This is a genomic window from Bacteroides sp. B1-V-101, assembly GCF_023656585.1.
GTDB lineage: Bacteria > Bacteroidota > Bacteroidia > Bacteroidales > Bacteroidaceae > Bacteroides > Bacteroides thetaiotaomicron.
On sequence record NZ_JAMOKH010000035.1, the window covers coordinates 51550 to 68086 of the forward strand.

17 protein-coding genes, 1 tRNA gene, 1 pseudogene and 1 riboswitch are annotated in these 16537 nt (G+C 41.0%); of the genes and pseudogenes, 2 read left to right on the forward strand and 17 right to left on the reverse strand.

The annotated features are described in order from the left end of the window. Positions 1-49 precede the first annotated feature (49 nt). Positions 50-265, forward strand: a pseudogene (locus NBH01_RS20555) (DMT family protein); the annotation flags it as partial. A 125-nt stretch (positions 266-390) separates the two neighbouring features. Here NBH01_RS20555 and NBH01_RS20560 read toward each other — a convergent pair. Genes NBH01_RS20560 through NBH01_RS20585 form a run of 6 tightly spaced genes read right to left on the reverse strand, consistent with a single transcriptional unit; the run spans position 391 to position 4862 of the window. Further along, positions 391-1407, reverse strand: a complete 1017-nt coding sequence (locus NBH01_RS20560; RefSeq protein ID WP_008764710.1) for an FAD:protein FMN transferase — start codon at positions 1405-1407, stop codon at positions 391-393. A gap of 39 nt (positions 1408-1446) precedes the next feature. Then, a complete protein-coding gene (locus NBH01_RS20565; RefSeq protein ID WP_008764711.1) occupies positions 1447-2028 on the reverse strand; it encodes a manganese efflux pump MntP in 582 nt (193 codons plus the stop codon). Between the two features lie 6 nt (positions 2029-2034). Next, the gene (locus NBH01_RS20570) at positions 2035-2829 is read right to left on the reverse strand and encodes a DUF6048 family protein (protein ID WP_008764712.1); all 795 of its coding nucleotides are present in this window, start codon (positions 2827-2829) and stop codon (positions 2035-2037) included. Then, the gene (locus tag NBH01_RS20575; RefSeq protein WP_011109333.1) at positions 2765-3316 is read right to left on the reverse strand and encodes a DUF6452 family protein; all 552 of its coding nucleotides are present in this window, start codon (positions 3314-3316) and stop codon (positions 2765-2767) included. Before NBH01_RS20575 ends, NBH01_RS20570 begins: the two co-directional genes overlap by 65 nt. Before the next feature lie 20 nt (positions 3317-3336). Further along, positions 3337-4287: a glycosyltransferase family 2 protein gene (locus NBH01_RS20580; protein WP_225679299.1), complete on the reverse strand. Its 951-nt coding sequence runs from the start codon at positions 4285-4287 to the stop codon at positions 3337-3339. A 23-nt stretch (positions 4288-4310) separates the two neighbouring features. After that, positions 4311-4862, reverse strand: a complete 552-nt coding sequence (locus tag NBH01_RS20585) for a DUF4199 domain-containing protein (protein WP_008760323.1) — start codon at positions 4860-4862, stop codon at positions 4311-4313. A 314-nt stretch (positions 4863-5176) separates the two neighbouring features. Here NBH01_RS20585 and NBH01_RS20590 point away from each other — a divergent pair. Next, a tRNA-Thr gene (locus NBH01_RS20590) sits at positions 5177-5250 on the forward strand. Between the two features lie 68 nt (positions 5251-5318). On the opposite strand, the gene NBH01_RS20595 is transcribed toward NBH01_RS20590, so the two are convergent. The 11 genes from NBH01_RS20595 to NBH01_RS20645 form a co-directional block, all read right to left on the reverse strand. Then, positions 5319-6023, reverse strand: coding sequence for a LytR/AlgR family response regulator transcription factor (locus NBH01_RS20595; RefSeq protein WP_008764714.1), 705 nt, complete (start codon positions 6021-6023; stop codon positions 5319-5321). Between the two features lies 1 nt (position 6024). Further along, a complete protein-coding gene (locus NBH01_RS20600; RefSeq protein ID WP_008764715.1) occupies positions 6025-7065 on the reverse strand; it encodes a sensor histidine kinase in 1041 nt (346 codons plus the stop codon). Between the two features lie 24 nt (positions 7066-7089). Next, a complete protein-coding gene (locus NBH01_RS20605) occupies positions 7090-9525 on the reverse strand; it encodes an outer membrane beta-barrel family protein (RefSeq protein ID WP_250700257.1) in 2436 nt (811 codons plus the stop codon). A 189-nt stretch (positions 9526-9714) separates the two neighbouring features. Next, entirely contained in the window at positions 9715-10800 is a 1086-nt protein-coding gene (locus NBH01_RS20610; protein ID WP_008764717.1) for a hypothetical protein, read from the reverse strand. Between the two features lie 7 nt (positions 10801-10807). Further along, entirely contained in the window at positions 10808-11215 is a 408-nt protein-coding gene (locus tag NBH01_RS20615; RefSeq protein ID WP_061473083.1) for a hypothetical protein, read from the reverse strand. Further along, on the reverse strand, positions 11212-11775 hold the full coding sequence (locus tag NBH01_RS20620) for an RNA polymerase sigma factor (protein ID WP_008764719.1): 564 nt from the start codon (positions 11773-11775) through the stop codon (positions 11212-11214). The genes NBH01_RS20615 and NBH01_RS20620 overlap by 4 nt, the downstream gene beginning before the upstream one ends. Positions 11776-11903: 128 nt before the next feature. After that, positions 11904-13184, reverse strand: coding sequence for a phosphopyruvate hydratase (gene eno / locus NBH01_RS20625; RefSeq protein ID WP_008760327.1), 1281 nt, complete (start codon positions 13182-13184; stop codon positions 11904-11906). 179 nt (positions 13185-13363) lie between these two features. Continuing rightward, on the reverse strand, positions 13364-14026 hold the full coding sequence (locus NBH01_RS20630) for a pentapeptide repeat-containing protein (RefSeq protein WP_008764720.1): 663 nt from the start codon (positions 14024-14026) through the stop codon (positions 13364-13366). Between the two features lie 20 nt (positions 14027-14046). Then, complete coding sequence (gene crcB, locus NBH01_RS20635) at positions 14047-14421, reverse strand: fluoride efflux transporter CrcB (protein WP_008764721.1); 375 nt, start codon at positions 14419-14421, stop codon at positions 14047-14049. Positions 14422-14448: 27 nt separating this feature from the next. Next, a riboswitch (Fluoride riboswitch) is annotated at positions 14449-14511 on the reverse strand. 17 nt (positions 14512-14528) lie between these two features. Continuing rightward, the gene (locus tag NBH01_RS20640) at positions 14529-15305 is read right to left on the reverse strand and encodes a hypothetical protein (RefSeq protein ID WP_008764722.1); all 777 of its coding nucleotides are present in this window, start codon (positions 15303-15305) and stop codon (positions 14529-14531) included. Positions 15306-15316: 11 nt separating this feature from the next. Then, on the reverse strand, positions 15317-16153 hold the full coding sequence (locus NBH01_RS20645; protein ID WP_008764723.1) for a M23 family metallopeptidase: 837 nt from the start codon (positions 16151-16153) through the stop codon (positions 15317-15319). Between the last annotated feature and the right edge of the window lie 384 nt (positions 16154-16537).

The window sequence follows — 16537 nt, forward strand, 5'->3', positions numbered from 1 at the left end:
AGCAAATATAGGTATAAAATTTCACTTGGGCAAGTTTATTTAGTTAAGTGAATATTCTTGTCAAATACCGGCGAATCGTATCGGCTTTGTCGGGAATGGCGGTCCATTCTCGCTGATGCAGTTGAAAGTGATTCAAGAGGTGATTACTTTGATTATATTTACTGTTTTTACCACTGTTTTCTTTAAGGGAGAAACATTGCACTGGAACCATCTGGCAGCATTTGTTTGCCTGATTGCAGCTGTTTATTTTGTGTTTATGAAATAATTGTTTCAGCCACTCTGAAACAGAGGCTTCGTTTGGCTTCAACAGAGGTGCTGTTTTATATAAACGGAGGCTCTATTCGTATGAAATGGAGCCTCCGTTTATATGCTTATTTGCAAAGCATTTTTCTATTTGGCATCAGGCATATATCGTTTCATACCATCCGTATAGTAAGTCTTAAACTCTCCATTCTCGCCGCTATATATAAAGTAGGCATCGATCATAGGATTTGCTTTACAGAATTTTTCGGCTTCTTCCAGTTCCATTACCATGAAAGAGGTAGCCAAAGCATCAGCCGTCATACAGTCTTCGGCAATCACAGTAGAAGATAGGATACTGTGCTGTACCGGATAACCTGTTCTGGGGTCGATGGTATGAGCATACTTTTTGCCATCCTTATAATAATAGTTGCGGTAGTTTCCCGAAGTAGCCATACCTAAATCTGTCAGGTTGAGTACTACTTGTATATCTTGCTTAACAGCTAATGAGTCGTCGTACGGCTTGTTTATTCCGATACGCCACAGATCTCCTGTCGCATTTTTACCTTTTACTACTACTTCACCACCTATATCTACCATATAGTTTTTGATTCCTTTCCGATCGAGTAGACGGGCTATTACATCTACCGAATAGCCTTTTGCAACCGCACTGCAACTTAACATTACACGCGGATCTTGCTTGACTACCTTTCCGTTTTCCAGCTTCACTTTTTCGTAACCGGTAATCTGTAGCAGGCTGTCTATCATCAATGAATCAGGGAAGGCGCCTTTCTTAAAGCCAAATCCCCAGGCATTGGCAAGAGGGGCTATCGTTATGTCAAAAGCTCCTTTTGTTTCACGGGAGATTTCCATAGAACGGTTGAAGCAAGTTTGGAAAAAGCTGTCTGTCACCAACTCTTCGTTGCGATTGACGCGACTAATGACCGAACTGTCATTGAACGGTGAGAGAGACTGGTCGAAACGTTTTAATTCCGCTTCAATCTCCGGTTTCAGATCAGCGTCATGTTGATACGCGATCTTGTATACTGTCCCAAACACAAAACCACTGGCGGTATTAAACTCTGCTTTTTGGTTACGTCTGGCTAATATCCAGATCGTTGCCAAGATGAGGAAGGCCAGCCAAAGGAAACTCTTTTTTGTTTTCATACGTTTTTCTGTTTTTTTTATTAGAGGAACCAATGCTTATTATTGTAAGAATAGATGTTCTATCAATATTTTTAATCCGATAGCGACTAGAATGATGCCGCCCCATAATTCCGCCTTTAATTTCCGTGCACATCCACAACCACATTTGATACCGAAGTAAAGGCCAATGAGCGACATGACGAATGATACGAATCCGATGATAAGGATAGGAGAGAGGATTTCGGTATAGTTGTTGATTCCGAGCAGGGCAAAGGAGATGCCTATTGCCAGTGCATCGATACTTGTCGCTATCGCCATTGTGAATACGACTTTCGGACTTGCGGGGTTAAATGTCTGACGGCAGTCCTCGTCTTTAAAAGATTCAAGAATCATACGTCCGCCCAAGAAGGCAAGGATAGCGAAGGCGATCCAGTGGTCTACACTTTCTATCAGGTGGCTGAAAGTCTTTGCAAACATCCATCCAATGAATGGCATCAGAGCCTGAAAAAGTCCGAACGCCAAAGCCATGACCAGCATCGGTCTCCATTGAGTACGTTTCAAAATAATACCGCTTGCAATTGAAACAGCGAAACAATCCATCGCTAAGCCTATTGCAAGCAGCCAAATCTCTAGTCCTGTCATTATTCTTTAAAGAGGTAATTTGTAAATGAGGGAATAGGTAATTCCCATGTTATTTGATTTAAATTTTCCGTAGCCGGGCACATACCAAGGGTTGGCGTATTCATTGGTCGAAGCATTTGTCTTATATTTCATGCGTACAGACCAGCCCATATTGAAATTCTTGTAAATGCGTACTTTGACACCTACCACTAATTCAAACCACTGCATAGACCCTTTCATCCCTAAATGACTGAAAGGGACGCTTCCTCCCCAGTAGTCGTCTTCCAGACTCGGATTTCCGATACTTCCTCCCCAAATCGGATCGTCAACCGGCAGGGTCGATACATCATACTTGAATGAACTGAACGCATAGCGGAGACCTACATATAGATAGCTGTTTTTCTCCTTTTTCTTTGCCATCGTATTATAGTCTACACCAATCCGGAAGAATGGGGCGGTCTTACTTTTGTAGTGTATTCCCGTTTCATTCCATGTATCTGTTCCTCCCATACCAAACTCGATGGTCGGGATAAACTTGTTTTTAAGGTTGACGCCTATGCTGACTTCGGAACTCATGAAGTCGCCACCTAGCATTTTACTTCCGATGCCGTATATGTCCACACCGACATACGTCCCATTATAAAACGGGATGGTATCGACTACAGCCTCTTTCTTCTTCTGGTCTCTTTTTTGTACGGGAGTCGGTCGTTGTTGTTGAGCAATTGTCGGGATTCCAATACAAAAGAGGAGTAGCACACTACTCAATCGTAGGAGGCGTGCGGTCGCGATATCTATAGAATATTTGTAAATTCTCAATTTCATTTGTATTGGCTTCTTTATTTTGTATATGTAGAGAATCTATTCTTTCCGAACTATTTTTGGTATTTCCAAATTTGGTACTGAGAATGTTCTGCTTCATCATATATCCGCATTCCATTGATTGAAAATACGGTGTGTTTTTTTGTATAATATATAATGTATCAACATCTTTTTTGTTAGTAGGACTATTCGGATTGTACCAGAGTATAAATACAGTAGTATCGCTGGTATAGCGTAACGGTAACATCAGCGTATGTACTTTTTTCTGGTTGTTGAGAATGATTGAGTCTGTTCCCAATGCTGTAATTGTTAATGAGTCCAGTGTGTCATTTACCCTGAGATCGGTTATCTCGTCAATTGTGTACAATGTGCAGTACATCATGGGGCGTCCCGCCAGCGAGCAATCATTTTCGTCCGAACACGAACTGCCGATGCTTATACCTGCACCAACAATTACTACTATTAAAAAGATACGAATTAAATTCTTCATAATCGGTTATTGGGCGTGAATTAAATTTTCTTTTCTATCTGATAATTGTTCCGTTCGGGGGCATTACGTGAGATCAGTTCTCCCAGGAATCCGGCAAGGAATAACTGTGTACCGATAATCATCGCTGTGAGCGATAGATAGAAATAAGGAGAATCGGTTACAAGCCGGTAGGGGAGACCGTTGTACATTGCGTGCAGTTTGCTGACACCTACCATGATAACGGAGATCATTCCGATAAAGAACATAAGCGATCCTAATAATCCGAAGAAATGCATCGGCTTCACTCCGAATTTAGACAGGAACCAAAGAGAAATCAAATCCAGATATCCGTTGAAGAAACGGTTGAATCCGAATTTGGTAAAGCCATATTTACGTGCCTGGTGGTGTACTACCTTTTCACCTATCTTCTGGAATCCGGCATTCTTTGCAAGGTAGGGGATATAGCGGTGCATTTCGCCATATACTTCGATGTTTTTCACGACATCTTTGCGATAGGCTTTCAGACCGCAGTTGAAGTCGTGCAGGTTTGGAATACCTGATACTTTACGTGCGGTAGCATTGAATAACTTTGTCGGCAGTGTCTTTGATAGCGGATCATATCTTTTTTGCTTCCATCCGGACACCAGATCGTATCCGTCTTCCGTAATCATCCGGTATAACTCCGGTATTTCGTCCGGGCTGTCCTGTAAGTCGGCATCCATTGTGATCACCACATCTCCTTGTGCTTCTGCAAATCCGCAGTAGAGTGCGGGTGATTTACCGTAATTGCGGCGGAACTTGATGCCTTTTACGCAGTCCGATTGGGCCTTGAGTTTTTCTATTACCTCCCATGAACGGTCTGTACTTCCGTCGTTAACGAAAATCACTTCGAATGAGAATCCGTTGGCTTTCATTACCCGTTCTATCCAAGCGTAGAGTTCGGGCAGTGACTCTTCTTCATTGAATAATGGGACTACAACTGATATATTCATTTTTAATAATTATGAATTACGAATTATGATTGGGCCGGGGTATTGTTTTCCGGTCGTGCTTTCTTCATTACCATCAATCCGGTAGGAATGGCCAGTAAACTTCCCCAGAATACATCCCATGACAGGAGTTGCATGGTAATATTGATGGAAGTAAGTGAACGGGCAGTATCTATCGTTTCTTTTATTATCTCTTGATTTTCCATCAAAGCGGGTGTTTTAGTCATCAGTTCGTCCCATAACTGGATATAGGAGTTGATGATAAAGCCGTGGTCAATGAACTGGAAATAGGCGTAGTGTGCAACGGCTACCAGCAGGGAAGCAAACATATACATGAATATGGTAAAGAGAACCGCATGAGAGAATTGGATACTTCCTCCACATATTTTGTCACGATACATCTTCACGTAGTGATAACCAATGAACGGCACTGCCAACGTCAGGATTACAAATAATAGTGAAAGGAAAGGGATGTGAAATCCCAACGGAAATAAAATGAACTTCAATATCCAATAGATTCCCATATACGTGCCAAAGTGCATGGCATATTTCTGTAAATAGCTTCTGTTCTCTGTCATCTTCGTTAATAAATTGCGCACAAAGGTACAAATAATATCGGTTGGTAAAGGGAATATGGTTGTTAAAGTTAATAAAGCAGTAAAAGTTGGCACTCGAATATTTTTTTTGATTTTTAATTGCTTGAAACGTAGAGTATTACTTCCTTTTATGCAAAAAAGTTACCTACAGCTATTGCAGAATCCATAAAAATGCCTACCTTTGCAACCGCAAAACGGGTAAGTCCTATACGGCCAGCTCCCTTCGAATCCTCCAGGGCTTGATCGCAGCAAAGGTAGTTGGTTGTAGCGGCGCGATATAGTAAGCTTACCCACCCGCCTCTTTAGCTCAGTTGGCCAGAGCACGTGATTTGTAATCTCGGGGTCGTTGGTTCGAATCCGACAAGAGGCTCAGAAAGAAAAAAGCATTCAGGTATTTTACTTGGATGCTTTTTCTTTTATATCCTGTGTCGCTCCGGTTTAGCTTTTGATTATTAGCCGGTTATTCAGTATCAGGTTGAAGATACTGTCTCTGAAGGTCCGGGCTACTGGTATTTTGTAAGAGGAGAGGGTCAGCTGATTGCCGTCAATAGCAGTAACCTTTTCAAGATTCACAATATATGAGCGGTGAGTCTGTTGAAAAACATCCTTCGGCAATGAATCATTGAGTTGTTTCAGAGTAGTATACACTACTTCCTTGCATGAGACTGTCTGAATGACAACATAGTTTTCCATGCTTTCAATGTAGAGAATATCCTTGAACAGAATCTTTTTTAATAGTTTGTTGCTCTTCACAAATATATAATCATTCTTTTCTTTTTGCTCCGTTTGTAACAAATCGTAGATTTTGTTGACAGATTTGATAAAACGATCGAAAGATACAGGTTTTAAAAGATAATCCACTACATTAAACTCATATCCTTTTAGGGCGTATTGTTCATAAGCTGATACAATAATAACTTTGGGCGGATTTGTTAGATTAGACAACAGTTCTATACCTGTCATTTCGGGCATTTCGATATCAAGAAACAGAAGGTCTATTTCTTGGGTCTTCAGTATTGTATTTAGTTGGACGGCATCTTCACACTCTCCGGTCAAGGTGAGGAAATCTACTTTTTCGATATACCCTCGCAAGCCTTTTCTTGCTATAGGTTCATCATCTGTAATGATACATTTTATTTTCATATCAATCAGTGTTTATGGTTAATTTAGCGATAAACATATGGTCTGTTTGTTTGAAGTCTAAGCTGTATTTTTCAGGATACAGAAGGTCAAGCCGGCGTTTTAAATTCTCAATGCCTATCCCTTTCTCTTTTTTGTTGGCAGTAGATGGGGAGGAGGATATTGAATTTTTTATCTCAGACTGAATCTGGTTTCCGTCAACTTTGATTTCCAGTTTTATTTTGTAATCTCCTCTTACGTATTTGAAAGCATTCTCGATCAGTGGCTGAAGTAATAAAGGATGTATTTTTTGCTCTTTTAGTTGCGGGTCGAAATATAAATCCAACATAAGCCTTTCGCTCATCCGCAATTGCTGAAAGGCAATATATGATCTCAGGTAATTTATTTCCTGTTCCATCGTCACTTCCTTTTCTATATCATAAAGCTGATATCGCAACAGGTCGGAGAGCTGCTCGATACTTTGTTTGGCTACTTTGTTATTCTCATCCACTTGAAAATAGATGGTATTTAAAGCATTGAACAGGAAATGCGGATGATATTGGGATTTCAGAAATTTAAGTTCGGTCTCCAGTTGGTCGACTTTTACTTTTTCTAATTGAAGGCTTTGCTCGATAAGACTCTTGAATAAAATTCTATTGCGTATCATTATATAATATAGAAACGCCAGGAGAGCTCCTGTCACATTGATCAATGCCGATTCGCCCCATTTGAAAGTCCCGGCCATCGTTATGCAAAACATAATGAATGTATGCATGATATTTAGGAAGACGAAGTTTATCAGAAACACCCATACGTATTCTTTCCAGTTTGCTTTCTTCTCATCTTTGCTTTTGTCGATAAAGAAGCGGGCTACCCGCTTAAAAATATAGTTTAAAAGATAGAAGTAAGCAACAGTGATGCCCAATGCCTGTAAACGTGCTTTTACGGCAAAAGTATCCAGTTCCCATATTCGCTCATTATAAGCGATATCTACAATAATAAATACGCACAAGGAAAGTGGCAGTATTATAAATAGGGTGTTAATCCATTCGTACTTTAAGTTCATTAGTTGCTATTTTAATCTTTGATACTACAAACCTATCCGTTTACTTTCTTCTATTCTGTTTTCATTCTGAGATTTCTTAATCTCTTTGCCTCGATTGAAACGATAACTGAGCGATATGCCTATCATTCTGCTGTCGTTTTTTTCCTGAGACGCGTAATACAGATAGTTAGTCTCCATACTTACATGGGGGCGGTTCGAATGAAATATATCATGTGCGTAAATATACAAACTAAATTTGTTATTGCACAGGTTTTTGCGGACTCCGAGAGATATTGTCCATAAAGGTTTCACTCTGGTCTGTCCTTCAATCATTTCTCCACTATAAAATCCGAGGGCTTCCGCATCCCAGCCGTATGGTAATGTAAATTGATTGCTGATATGTAGCATGGGTGTTGTCACTTCATTTTTTAGTGTTTTCCCAAGTGTTGCCCAACTGAATTTCTTATAAGTTAAAGATCCGTTTATATGGGATGTCCACCATTGGAATGGTTTTAGGTTATTCAAGCCGGCTCTTACTCCGAATGAGTTATTGCCTGATAAATTTTGCGGCATTAGTAAGACACGGTTATTATCTTCGACTAAAAAACTTAACGAGATAGGATCACTCCTGTGAGAGTAGAATACATTGAATGAATATCGTTTTTTGAGTAGCCATGAGATTTCTATATTATCTATTAGTTCTGGTCTTAATTCGGTATTTCCTTGTTCATATAAAAACTGGTCTCTGACCTCAACGAAAGGATTCATATTTCTGTAATTGGGGCGGACGATGCGACGGCTGTATGCCATAGACAAATTATGATTTTCGGAAAGCTGATATTGAACCATCAAAGTAGGGAAGAGGTGTACATAGCTTTGGTTGAATACCGAGTCCTGAACGGCTGAATTATAATTGCTTTTTGTATATGTACTTTCTAATCGTAAGCCTATTTCTGTTGAAAATCTGGCAGACCATTTAGCGTTTAGCTGAAGATACCCTGCGTAGATATTCTCATGATAAGCAAAACTACTGCTGAGATCACTGTCTTCTCTCCAATCACCGGCAATCAGGTTTTTGTATAAGGCATCACTGCTTATATGTACGAAAACCGATTTGAGCCCGGTGGTTATTCCGAACTTGTCAGAGATATCATAGCTCAAATTAGTTTGTCCGCTGTATATTTTAATCTCCCCATTGGTTATACCGGACAATGTGTCTCCTTTTACCGGATGAATACCTGTCTGAAAAAAGGATTTCAGCAGATGGTTATCCTCTTGATTAAAAAGCTGATAATCAAAAGAAGCATCCCATTTTCCTGTTTTCGCAAATTTGTATATCATGTTCGCTCCCCCTATGATATTGGTGTAGCTATAGTCCGGTGTGCTTAACGCTGTTAAGGTTGAGTCGCTTTGAGTCTTGTCGTTATTAAAAAAGTCAGATACAGTCACTTCTTGTTTGTTCCTATTGAGCCAGCTTGATGAGAAGTATGTTCCGATGGCTATCTTCTCCGACAAGTCATAATCGACCCCTGTTTTGATATAATGCCCTTTGTATTGCCGGTTTATATCACTATCAAAATCTTTTCTCAGTTCAAGAGGTTTTAAAGTCATCGGATCCAGGTAATGACCGGAAACCGATAGTTCTATAAAATCTTTTCCCCAATAATAAGAATAGTCGGCATACATATTCAATTTATTGTGGTGAAAGTTCAGAGTCAGGTTTTCATTCCCTTTAGTATGTTTTCCTTGTTCCAGACCGGAGGAAGCTGTAAGGCTTATACCTTGTTCTTTGATTTTCTTTTTTTGAATGTTAATGATGCCCGAACTGCCTGAAGCATCGTGTTTTGATGATGGCTGGGATATCAGTTCTATATTTTCAATAGAACTGGCAGGGATGGAGCGCAGGTAATTGATGAGGTTCTCTCCCGATAAATAGGTCACTTTATCATCCATTAAAACATTCGCCCCTGATTTGCCATTAAGAATAATTGTTCCGTCATTCTGAACGATTACTCCCGGTAGTTTTCTCAGTGCATCCAGTATATTACCGTCCGTACTCAATAGGGCAGATGATAAGTTGACTGTCATCTTTCCCGGTTCGGCCTTGATTGGAGGGCGCTTGCCGATTATATTTACAGTAGACAATATATAAGAATCTTCTTCCAGTGTAATGTCACCCAATTCCAGATTCATGCTTTCCTTGATCTGCAGGGGGATATTTGCTTTCTTATATCCGATCATTGACAAGGAAAGAAAGTAATTGCCCGATTTGACATTTATCATTTTAAATCGTCCGTCCAAGTCGGAGGTCGTCCCTGTTATATAGGTAGAGTCCATACCGTTTGATAACAATATTGTCGCGCCGACTATGGGTGAACTGTCGTTATTGGTTATTTTACCCGATATGACTGACTGTGCGGATATGCTGATTGTCTGAATCAGCAGCATAAGCAGGAAATAGATTTTAAGAGTCTTCATCATTTAAATAGTTTAATTGATTTCTGACCTCAAAATTACCCTGATGGTTTCGCGTACTCAAATTAATCTGATGAATGGAATGATTTACTTGATGAAACGAAAAGGCTTATCTGCTATACAGTATGATTATCAATCATCCGGTTGAGGACTGCTGCAAGAGTCTGAAAACGACGATGCTATTTGTTACTGCTTTTATGATCTCCTCCTGTATAATTTGATGAAAATTCCTAAGACAAACAGCATCATGAATAAAGTAATCCCGAATGCCCAGTAATTAATGACCCGTGACTCTGCGGTAAGTATATAATCACCAGCGAGAAGCCGGAAGCCGTCTATTTTCCAAATGACTACATTATCTTTCAGAACTTTGGCGTTAGAGGTGAGCAGTCTGCCCGGCAGTGTCAACTCAAATTGTATAGCATGATAGAAGACTTCGGCGATGTTGATTTTCTCTTCGCACAGGGCATCCATCATTTCTTTATTTGTTTTATAAAGGTCCGAAAAGTATTTCGTACTGCAAGCTTTATCAAACATACCGCAGACCTCCTCGATATCAGCGTCTCCCATACTGTCGCCTTTTTCTGACGAATGTTTCTTGTAGACAGAATCTTTCAATTCCTCCAGACACTGCAGGCAAGCGGTATCTCCTTGTAAAGAAGTGAAGTGGCGGATGACTTCCCAATTGATCTCATAGACATTGCGGTTATACCATTCTCCGAATTTAGCTTCGAGTTTATCCAGTTTATCATTCATTTCGATGCCGTTCATGCCTCTGAAGGCATCATCGTTTCCATGAAGCCAAATCATTTGCTCTTCCTTATTCAGATAATTGTCAAGAGGTACAGGACCTTTGTCCTGAAGTTCTTTGTAAGTGGCGGTATATATATAATAGGTATAGAACCATCTGAAACTCTTCTTTACCCGTTCCATAGGTATAGCCATGGCACTCAGATGCTCTTTACCTTTGTCAACAGTGAAGTATTCTCCATCTACTCCGGAGAGTTTTTGGCAGGCTTTTACATTCAGCTTTTCTTCTTCGCCCCAGAAGTTGAATTTAATTGTAGAGTCTAGATTTACTAATTGCCAGTTGGCATTCGGTTGAAACAGAAATGGATTATGTGTCTTATCTCCTGCGATGAAAGCGGAATCACCTTGTGCATAGATTTCTCTGTACATACTTCCGTCCCTTTCAACCCGTGAAGTCATCCGATAATAGGTGCTGCAAGAAGTCATGCTAAGTAACAGTAGCATGGTTATTAAGAAATAGTTGGTTTTCATATTCTGTCTATTTTAATCGTTTTTTTTTGATGACTTGTAAGATTTGCATCTTCCGGGATTTCCGGTGTTGCGTATATTGAGAGGATAGATAAGTGTTCTTTTCCAGCAGTCGCATTTCTTCCCAGTTGTCAGGTAATGGAATGCTGTTTGACCAGTTATCATATTCATTTTGCATTTCTGTCCGGTGAGGGACAGAAGTGAAGCAAGTGTCATTGATGAATAGCAGGAGTAATAATGAGGCGGCAATGCCGGATGCCCATGCTCCTATGAGAAACTTTCTCCGTTTCCTTTCCGGTGAGATCCCGGATATTCTGTTGAGGATGGTAGCGGTCAGTTCCTCCGGATTCTCCAATATCGGCTGGTTACTTTTGACTTCGGTCAGCCATTTTTCATACTGTTTATCTTCTTGTTTCATAAGTCGGGATCTATTTGATTCATTTTATTACGTATGTTCTTTCTGGCAAGGTACAAGGTACTTTTTATCTTTTCGGGCGATAATCCTGTGATAATCTGTACTTCTGCTACCTCCAACTCTTCGACATCCCGAAGCGTGAAAACGAGTTTCTGCTGGGGAGGCAGTTCGTTGGTATATCGCAATATCAGTTCTTTCAACTGCTTGTTGGAAAGAGATATCTCAATATGATCGTCAGAAGGAATATTTACCGAATCGGAAAAGGCGGATTCATTATCCAGCGGAGAATGGCGTAACGAACGCAAACGGTCGTAACAGGTGTTACAGGTGATTTTGTAAAGCCAGGTTGACAGGCGGTTTTCCTGATTGTACGTTTTCAGGGATAACCATACTTTTACAAATGTTTCTTGTGTTATGTCTCTGGCTTCCTCTTCATCACAAAGTAAACGGAAAGCTAGTCGGAATACCAGTGGCTGGAATTCTGAAACCAGTAGGGCGAAGGCCCTTTTGTCGTCCTGCTGACTTCGGCTGACCAGTTCCTGTATTTTTTCCTGATTCATCATTATTTATTCCTGTTTACTATATGATACGTAGCAAAATGCTTCAGGTCGTTTGTAAGTCATCAAATATATAAAAAAATCCCCGGACAACACATTGCCCGGGGGAAAGATATCTGAAAAGAGAATAAAGATTATTTGATTCTCTTATATCCGTATACAGCCAAGTCACCGAGTTCTTCTTCGATGCGGAGCAGTTGGTTATATTTAGCCATACGGTCCGAACGGCTTAATGAACCGGTCTTGATCTGTCCGCTGTTGGTAGCTACTGCGATGTCTGCAATCGTTGCGTCTTCCGTTTCGCCGGAGCGGTGGGAAGTGACAGTCGTATAGCCATGACGGTGAGCCATTTCGATAGCGTTCAGAGTTTCGGTCAGCGAACCGATTTGGTTTACTTTGATCAGGATAGAGTTTGCACATCCCTTCTCGATACCCATTGCGAGGAAGTCAACGTTCGTAACGAACAGGTCATCACCTACCAACTGGCAGCGGTCGCCGATACGTTCAGTCAGTTTCTTCCAGCCTTCCCAGTCGTTTTCGCTCATACCGTCTTCGATGGAGTCGATTGGGAATTTGTTGATCAGTTCTTCCAGGTAGTCGATCTGTTCTTCGGCGGTACGTTTCTTGCCTTTGGCACCTTCAAACTTGGTATAGTCGTAGATACCGTCATGGTAGAATTCGGAAGAAGCGCAGTCCATACCGATCATTACGTCTTTACCTGGTTCGTATCCGGCAGCTTTGATGGCTGCGATGATAGAGTTCAGAGCATCTTCCGTACCTTCGAGGTTAGGAGCGAAACCACCTTCGTCGCCTACGGCAGTGCTGAGGCCACGATCTTTCAGTACTTTCTTCAAAGCGTGGAATACTTCGGCGCCCATTCTCAAACCTTCTCTGAATGAGGGTGCACCTACCGGACGAATCATGAATTCCTGGAATGCGATAGGAGCGTCACTGTGTGAACCGCCATTGATGATATTCATCATCGGTACAGGCATTACGTATGTATTTGTTCCGCCGATATAGCGATAGAGAGGGAGATCAAGATAGCTGGCTGCTGCTTTGGCTACAGCGAGAGATACGCCAAGAATAGCGTTAGCACCTAGATTGGACTTGGTTTTAGTACCGTCGAGTGCCAACATTGCGTAGTCGATTCCTCTTTGGTTGAGAGAAGACATACCGATCAGTTTCGGAGCAATGATCTTGTTTACATTGTCCACCGCCTTTTGTACGCCTTTGCCACCGTAACGTTGCTTGTCACCATCACGAAGTTCGAGTGCTTCATGTTCACCTGTGGAAGCACCTGACGGAACAGACGCACGTCCCATGATACCTGATTCCAATACTACGTCAACTTCTACTGTGGGGTTACCTCTTGAATCGAGAATTTCTCGAGCTACAATTTTTTCTATTTTCATCGTTTCTATTGTTTTGAATAATATTTTTGCAAAAGTACGGACTTGACAGAGAGTGGAAAATCACTATAAATAGGTATTCTTTCGAATCATACTCCCTAGATGTGATTAGTCCGGTCTTATTAAATAACAATGTGACGATGCTTTTTGTTTGAATGCGGATGGATGAAATTGGTAGAATTCTAGTCTTCGATAATAACTCCCAACAGCGGAAGCAAGTCCATGGCCTGCAAGGAAGTAATGACAGCTCCTTTCAGGTCGCTGATATTAAGTGTTATTCCGCCGATGCGCGAAGTACGCAGGTCGATTCCACGGAGCGGAGCATGAGAAAAGTCAGCTTCTACCAAATCACAACTGTCGAAGGCGACGGAAGAGAAACGGCAGTCATTGAAACTTCCGTTCCGGAAATGGCAGTGCGAGAAGCGTACCTGATTCATTTTGCTCATCGCCAGATTGATGTAAGAGGCATTACAGTCATGCAATAAAACATGATTCATGGTCGTCTCTGAAAGGTTGGTTCCTAGTAATTTGCAGGCAATGAACTCTACCCGGTAAAGGGAGCTTTCTGCAAAAGATATATTGGACAGGTCGCAGTTCTCAAACCGTATATCTGCCAGCTGAGAAGAACGGAATTTACATTCGCTGAATGTCTGATTCCGGAAAGTGCAGTTCTTGAAACTCTTGTAAGACTTGCTGATTCCCTCTTCTCTTCCTTTGCTGAATATGAGATTTGAGACGGTTTCCTCTTTTTCGAGCAGTTCTTGCAAGGTGCTTGTACTGACTTCCTGTTCCTCCATCATGGGAGGAGCCACACGGACGGGCTTGGCTGCATTTCTTTTGATCATATGATGTAGATATGTTATGTTTATTGTTTTACAAGTGAATATCCCAAGTACAGCATAATGAATCCTACAAACAAGCTGAGGCCTACATAGAGTGAGAGGTAGAAGAAATTATCGTCTTTGATTAACTGAAAGTTCTCATTCATGAAGGTTGAAAAGGTGGTGAATCCTCCACAGAATCCTACGGTGAGAAACATTCTCAGATTGGGGTTCATCAGATTTCCCCGTTCGAAGAGTCCGTAAAACAGGCCGATGGCGAAACAACCGAGTACATTGACCAGAAGTGTTCCCAAAGGGAAGGAAGGTGTCAAGAAATTCTGAACGTAACGCGAGATGAGATAACGCAGAACGCCTCCGGTAAAACTTCCCATACCGATAAAGAGTAAAGTCTTGAGCATAAGCTGACAATTTAAGAGTTATACATTCAAATTGTAGGGATCATCAGCTCCAAAGGGCGGTTAAAGGCTAATCCCATAGCCGGTGCAAAGATAGAAAAAAGATAAAACTATTTGCAGAAGGCTTCAAAATCTTTTTCAAATTGTTTGAACCCTCCGGTGTAAACCTTATCTATCCGTTCGGAAACAATGGATGAGTCATCTTTGTTTTGAAAGGAGAGTACAAAATCACGTAATATCTGCCGGGGAACTTTCTCGATCCAGAAAGTGACGAGTGCATGAGAGAGGATATAGGCGTATTGTTCGTCGGTTCTTTGCTGCTTCATAAATTCCTTTTGGCGGCTGTTGATAAAGGTGAGCAGATCAATGTCCCCCAACATATATATAGTGCGGATTCTTCCTTTTTCGTAATCGGTAAACGTGTGCTGAAGTCCTTTTTTATTAACTTTACAATGCTCAAAATATTCGGCAAGTCCCTCGTTGAACCATATCGGAGGACGTCCTGCCGTGATTTGCAAGGTGAGGTGATGGCTCAGTTCGTGATAGATGACGCCCAGACCTTGTTGGTATTCTTTTTCTCTGCTTAATATGATGGCCTTTTGTAATCTGGATATATACATTCCGTTTGTACTTTTGGGAGGATGTATATTGAATTTGTTCAGATAGACCAGCGCATCTTCCCTTTTGTTGAATACAGTCAATTGAAGATTAAGCGTATCGGGAAGTCCGAATTGTGCATAAAATTCGACTTCATATTGGAGGGTCTGTTCAATCTTCCGGCGTTCTTTGTCCGTAAGCGGGTCGCCTTCATAAGAGATTCTTACAGTCTGCGCATGGAGCAGGTCGCAAAGGCAGATGAAACAGAGGATAAGATAAAATATACGCATATTGTTTCCCTTTATTTTGAGTATTTCTGCTTCTGAAATTTCTTTTTTTCACGTTTGCTCATTTCGAGCATAATCAGTTCATCATCTGTGGCAGATTTATAGGCTGTTTTCTCCTCCAGTTTTACATCCCCCTTGTCCGTGCGGAATACAGGAGTAAAGTGAGAATATGGATAACCTAAGAAGCCGTTTGCATCGAATTTATTGTTATCAAGAAAAAAATAAGAGATGGATACTCCGAGTACTCCGGCTATCCCAATGGGTTGCCCGGTCATGACTTCTTCACCCGTCTGGATGAAGTTTTGACGCATCATAAGGTAAGCGGCAAAGGTATGGTCGGGGTGGTATATCAACAATTGCTGTGGCAGCACTGTCGCACAGGCGACTCCTCTGCGGGTTGCATAGACGGTGTCTCCTTCCTGAATTTGGAATATCATAGTTTTGGCAGATTCCTGAGGAGCGATCTGCCATTGTGTTTCTTCGCCGGTCTTTACAGGAAGTGCATAAGGAGTACTGATCTGAAAGTCTTTGGGGAATTGACCGCGGAAGAACATATACCTGCTTGAAGTCTTGAAAGAATTGCTGGCATTGGAGCCTTTCTCTATTCTGAATACCGTGTTCTTTCCGGGGTTCAAATTGTATGAACGATCATTTTCGCGGAAAAGGTAGTAACTGCACAGGTCTCCGTTGTAATAGTTTAATTCTGTTCCTCCTTCCGGAGTTTGCTCCCATTTCGATTCAATAATGCGCGGAGGCATTTCCATTAATTTTCGCAGAGACTGTGCGGAGGCATAAACGGTAGATAATGTTGTAAGAAGTACCAATGTCGTATATCTGAAGTGCTGTGTCATAATAGTAATATTAGATTATGTGTTATAAAGTAAGATATTTTGCTTGCAAATTTATCAATTATATGCTAATATCATAGCATACTTTGAACTTTTTTGTCTCTGGTATTCAGATTAGATGTAAATTTTAGGATAATTCAATCCGAACCCATGCGGATATTGTATTTTGAACTATATTGTATTCCTTGTCATTGGGCGGTTGTTAGTGTTTTATCTGACTGTCTTTTCTATGATATCCTGCTTATATTTGTATCTTTTCTACCTTCAGGGAAAACGCATTATAAATCATGTAAAATAAGTTCCCATAAGAATTCATTATCCCACCCTGCTATTAATCTTTTTCTATTGATTGGTATCTCTCTTTTGTTGTTTCTCAATGTGGCCAAT

Excerpts from the sequence above, each read along its gene's own strand:
- NBH01_RS20645 (WP_008764723.1), bottom strand. The coding sequence starts at position 16,153 with ATGACACAGCACTTCAGATATACGACATTGGTACTTCTTACAACATTA.
- NBH01_RS20610 (WP_008764717.1), bottom strand. The coding sequence starts at position 10,800 with ATGAAAACCAACTATTTCTTAATAACCATGCTACTGTTACTTAGCATG.
- NBH01_RS20605 (WP_250700257.1), bottom strand. The coding sequence starts at position 9,525 with ATGATGAAGACTCTTAAAATCTATTTCCTGCTTATGCTGCTGATTCAG.
- NBH01_RS20630 (WP_008764720.1), bottom strand. The coding sequence starts at position 14,026 with ATGATCAAAAGAAATGCAGCCAAGCCCGTCCGTGTGGCTCCTCCCATG.
- NBH01_RS20640 (WP_008764722.1), bottom strand. The coding sequence starts at position 15,305 with ATGCGTATATTTTATCTTATCCTCTGTTTCATCTGCCTTTGCGACCTG.
- NBH01_RS20620 (WP_008764719.1), bottom strand. The coding sequence starts at position 11,775 with ATGATGAATCAGGAAAAAATACAGGAACTGGTCAGCCGAAGTCAGCAG.
- NBH01_RS20600 (WP_008764715.1), bottom strand. The coding sequence starts at position 7,065 with ATGAACTTAAAGTACGAATGGATTAACACCCTATTTATAATACTGCCA.
- NBH01_RS20615 (WP_061473083.1), bottom strand. The coding sequence starts at position 11,215 with ATGAAACAAGAAGATAAACAGTATGAAAAATGGCTGACCGAAGTCAAA.
- eno (WP_008760327.1), bottom strand. The coding sequence starts at position 13,184 with ATGAAAATAGAAAAAATTGTAGCTCGAGAAATTCTCGATTCAAGAGGT.
- NBH01_RS20575 (WP_011109333.1), bottom strand. The coding sequence starts at position 3,316 with ATGAAGAATTTAATTCGTATCTTTTTAATAGTAGTAATTGTTGGTGCA.
- NBH01_RS20570 (WP_008764712.1), bottom strand. The coding sequence starts at position 2,829 with ATGAAATTGAGAATTTACAAATATTCTATAGATATCGCGACCGCACGC.
- NBH01_RS20565 (WP_008764711.1), bottom strand. The coding sequence starts at position 2,028 with ATGACAGGACTAGAGATTTGGCTGCTTGCAATAGGCTTAGCGATGGAT.
- crcB (WP_008764721.1), bottom strand. The coding sequence starts at position 14,421 with ATGCTCAAGACTTTACTCTTTATCGGTATGGGAAGTTTTACCGGAGGC.
- NBH01_RS20560 (WP_008764710.1), bottom strand. The coding sequence starts at position 1,407 with ATGAAAACAAAAAAGAGTTTCCTTTGGCTGGCCTTCCTCATCTTGGCA.
- NBH01_RS20585 (WP_008760323.1), bottom strand. The coding sequence starts at position 4,862 with ATGACAGAGAACAGAAGCTATTTACAGAAATATGCCATGCACTTTGGC.
- NBH01_RS20580 (WP_225679299.1), bottom strand. The coding sequence starts at position 4,287 with ATGAATATATCAGTTGTAGTCCCATTATTCAATGAAGAAGAGTCACTG.
- NBH01_RS20595 (WP_008764714.1), bottom strand. The coding sequence starts at position 6,023 with ATGAAAATAAAATGTATCATTACAGATGATGAACCTATAGCAAGAAAA.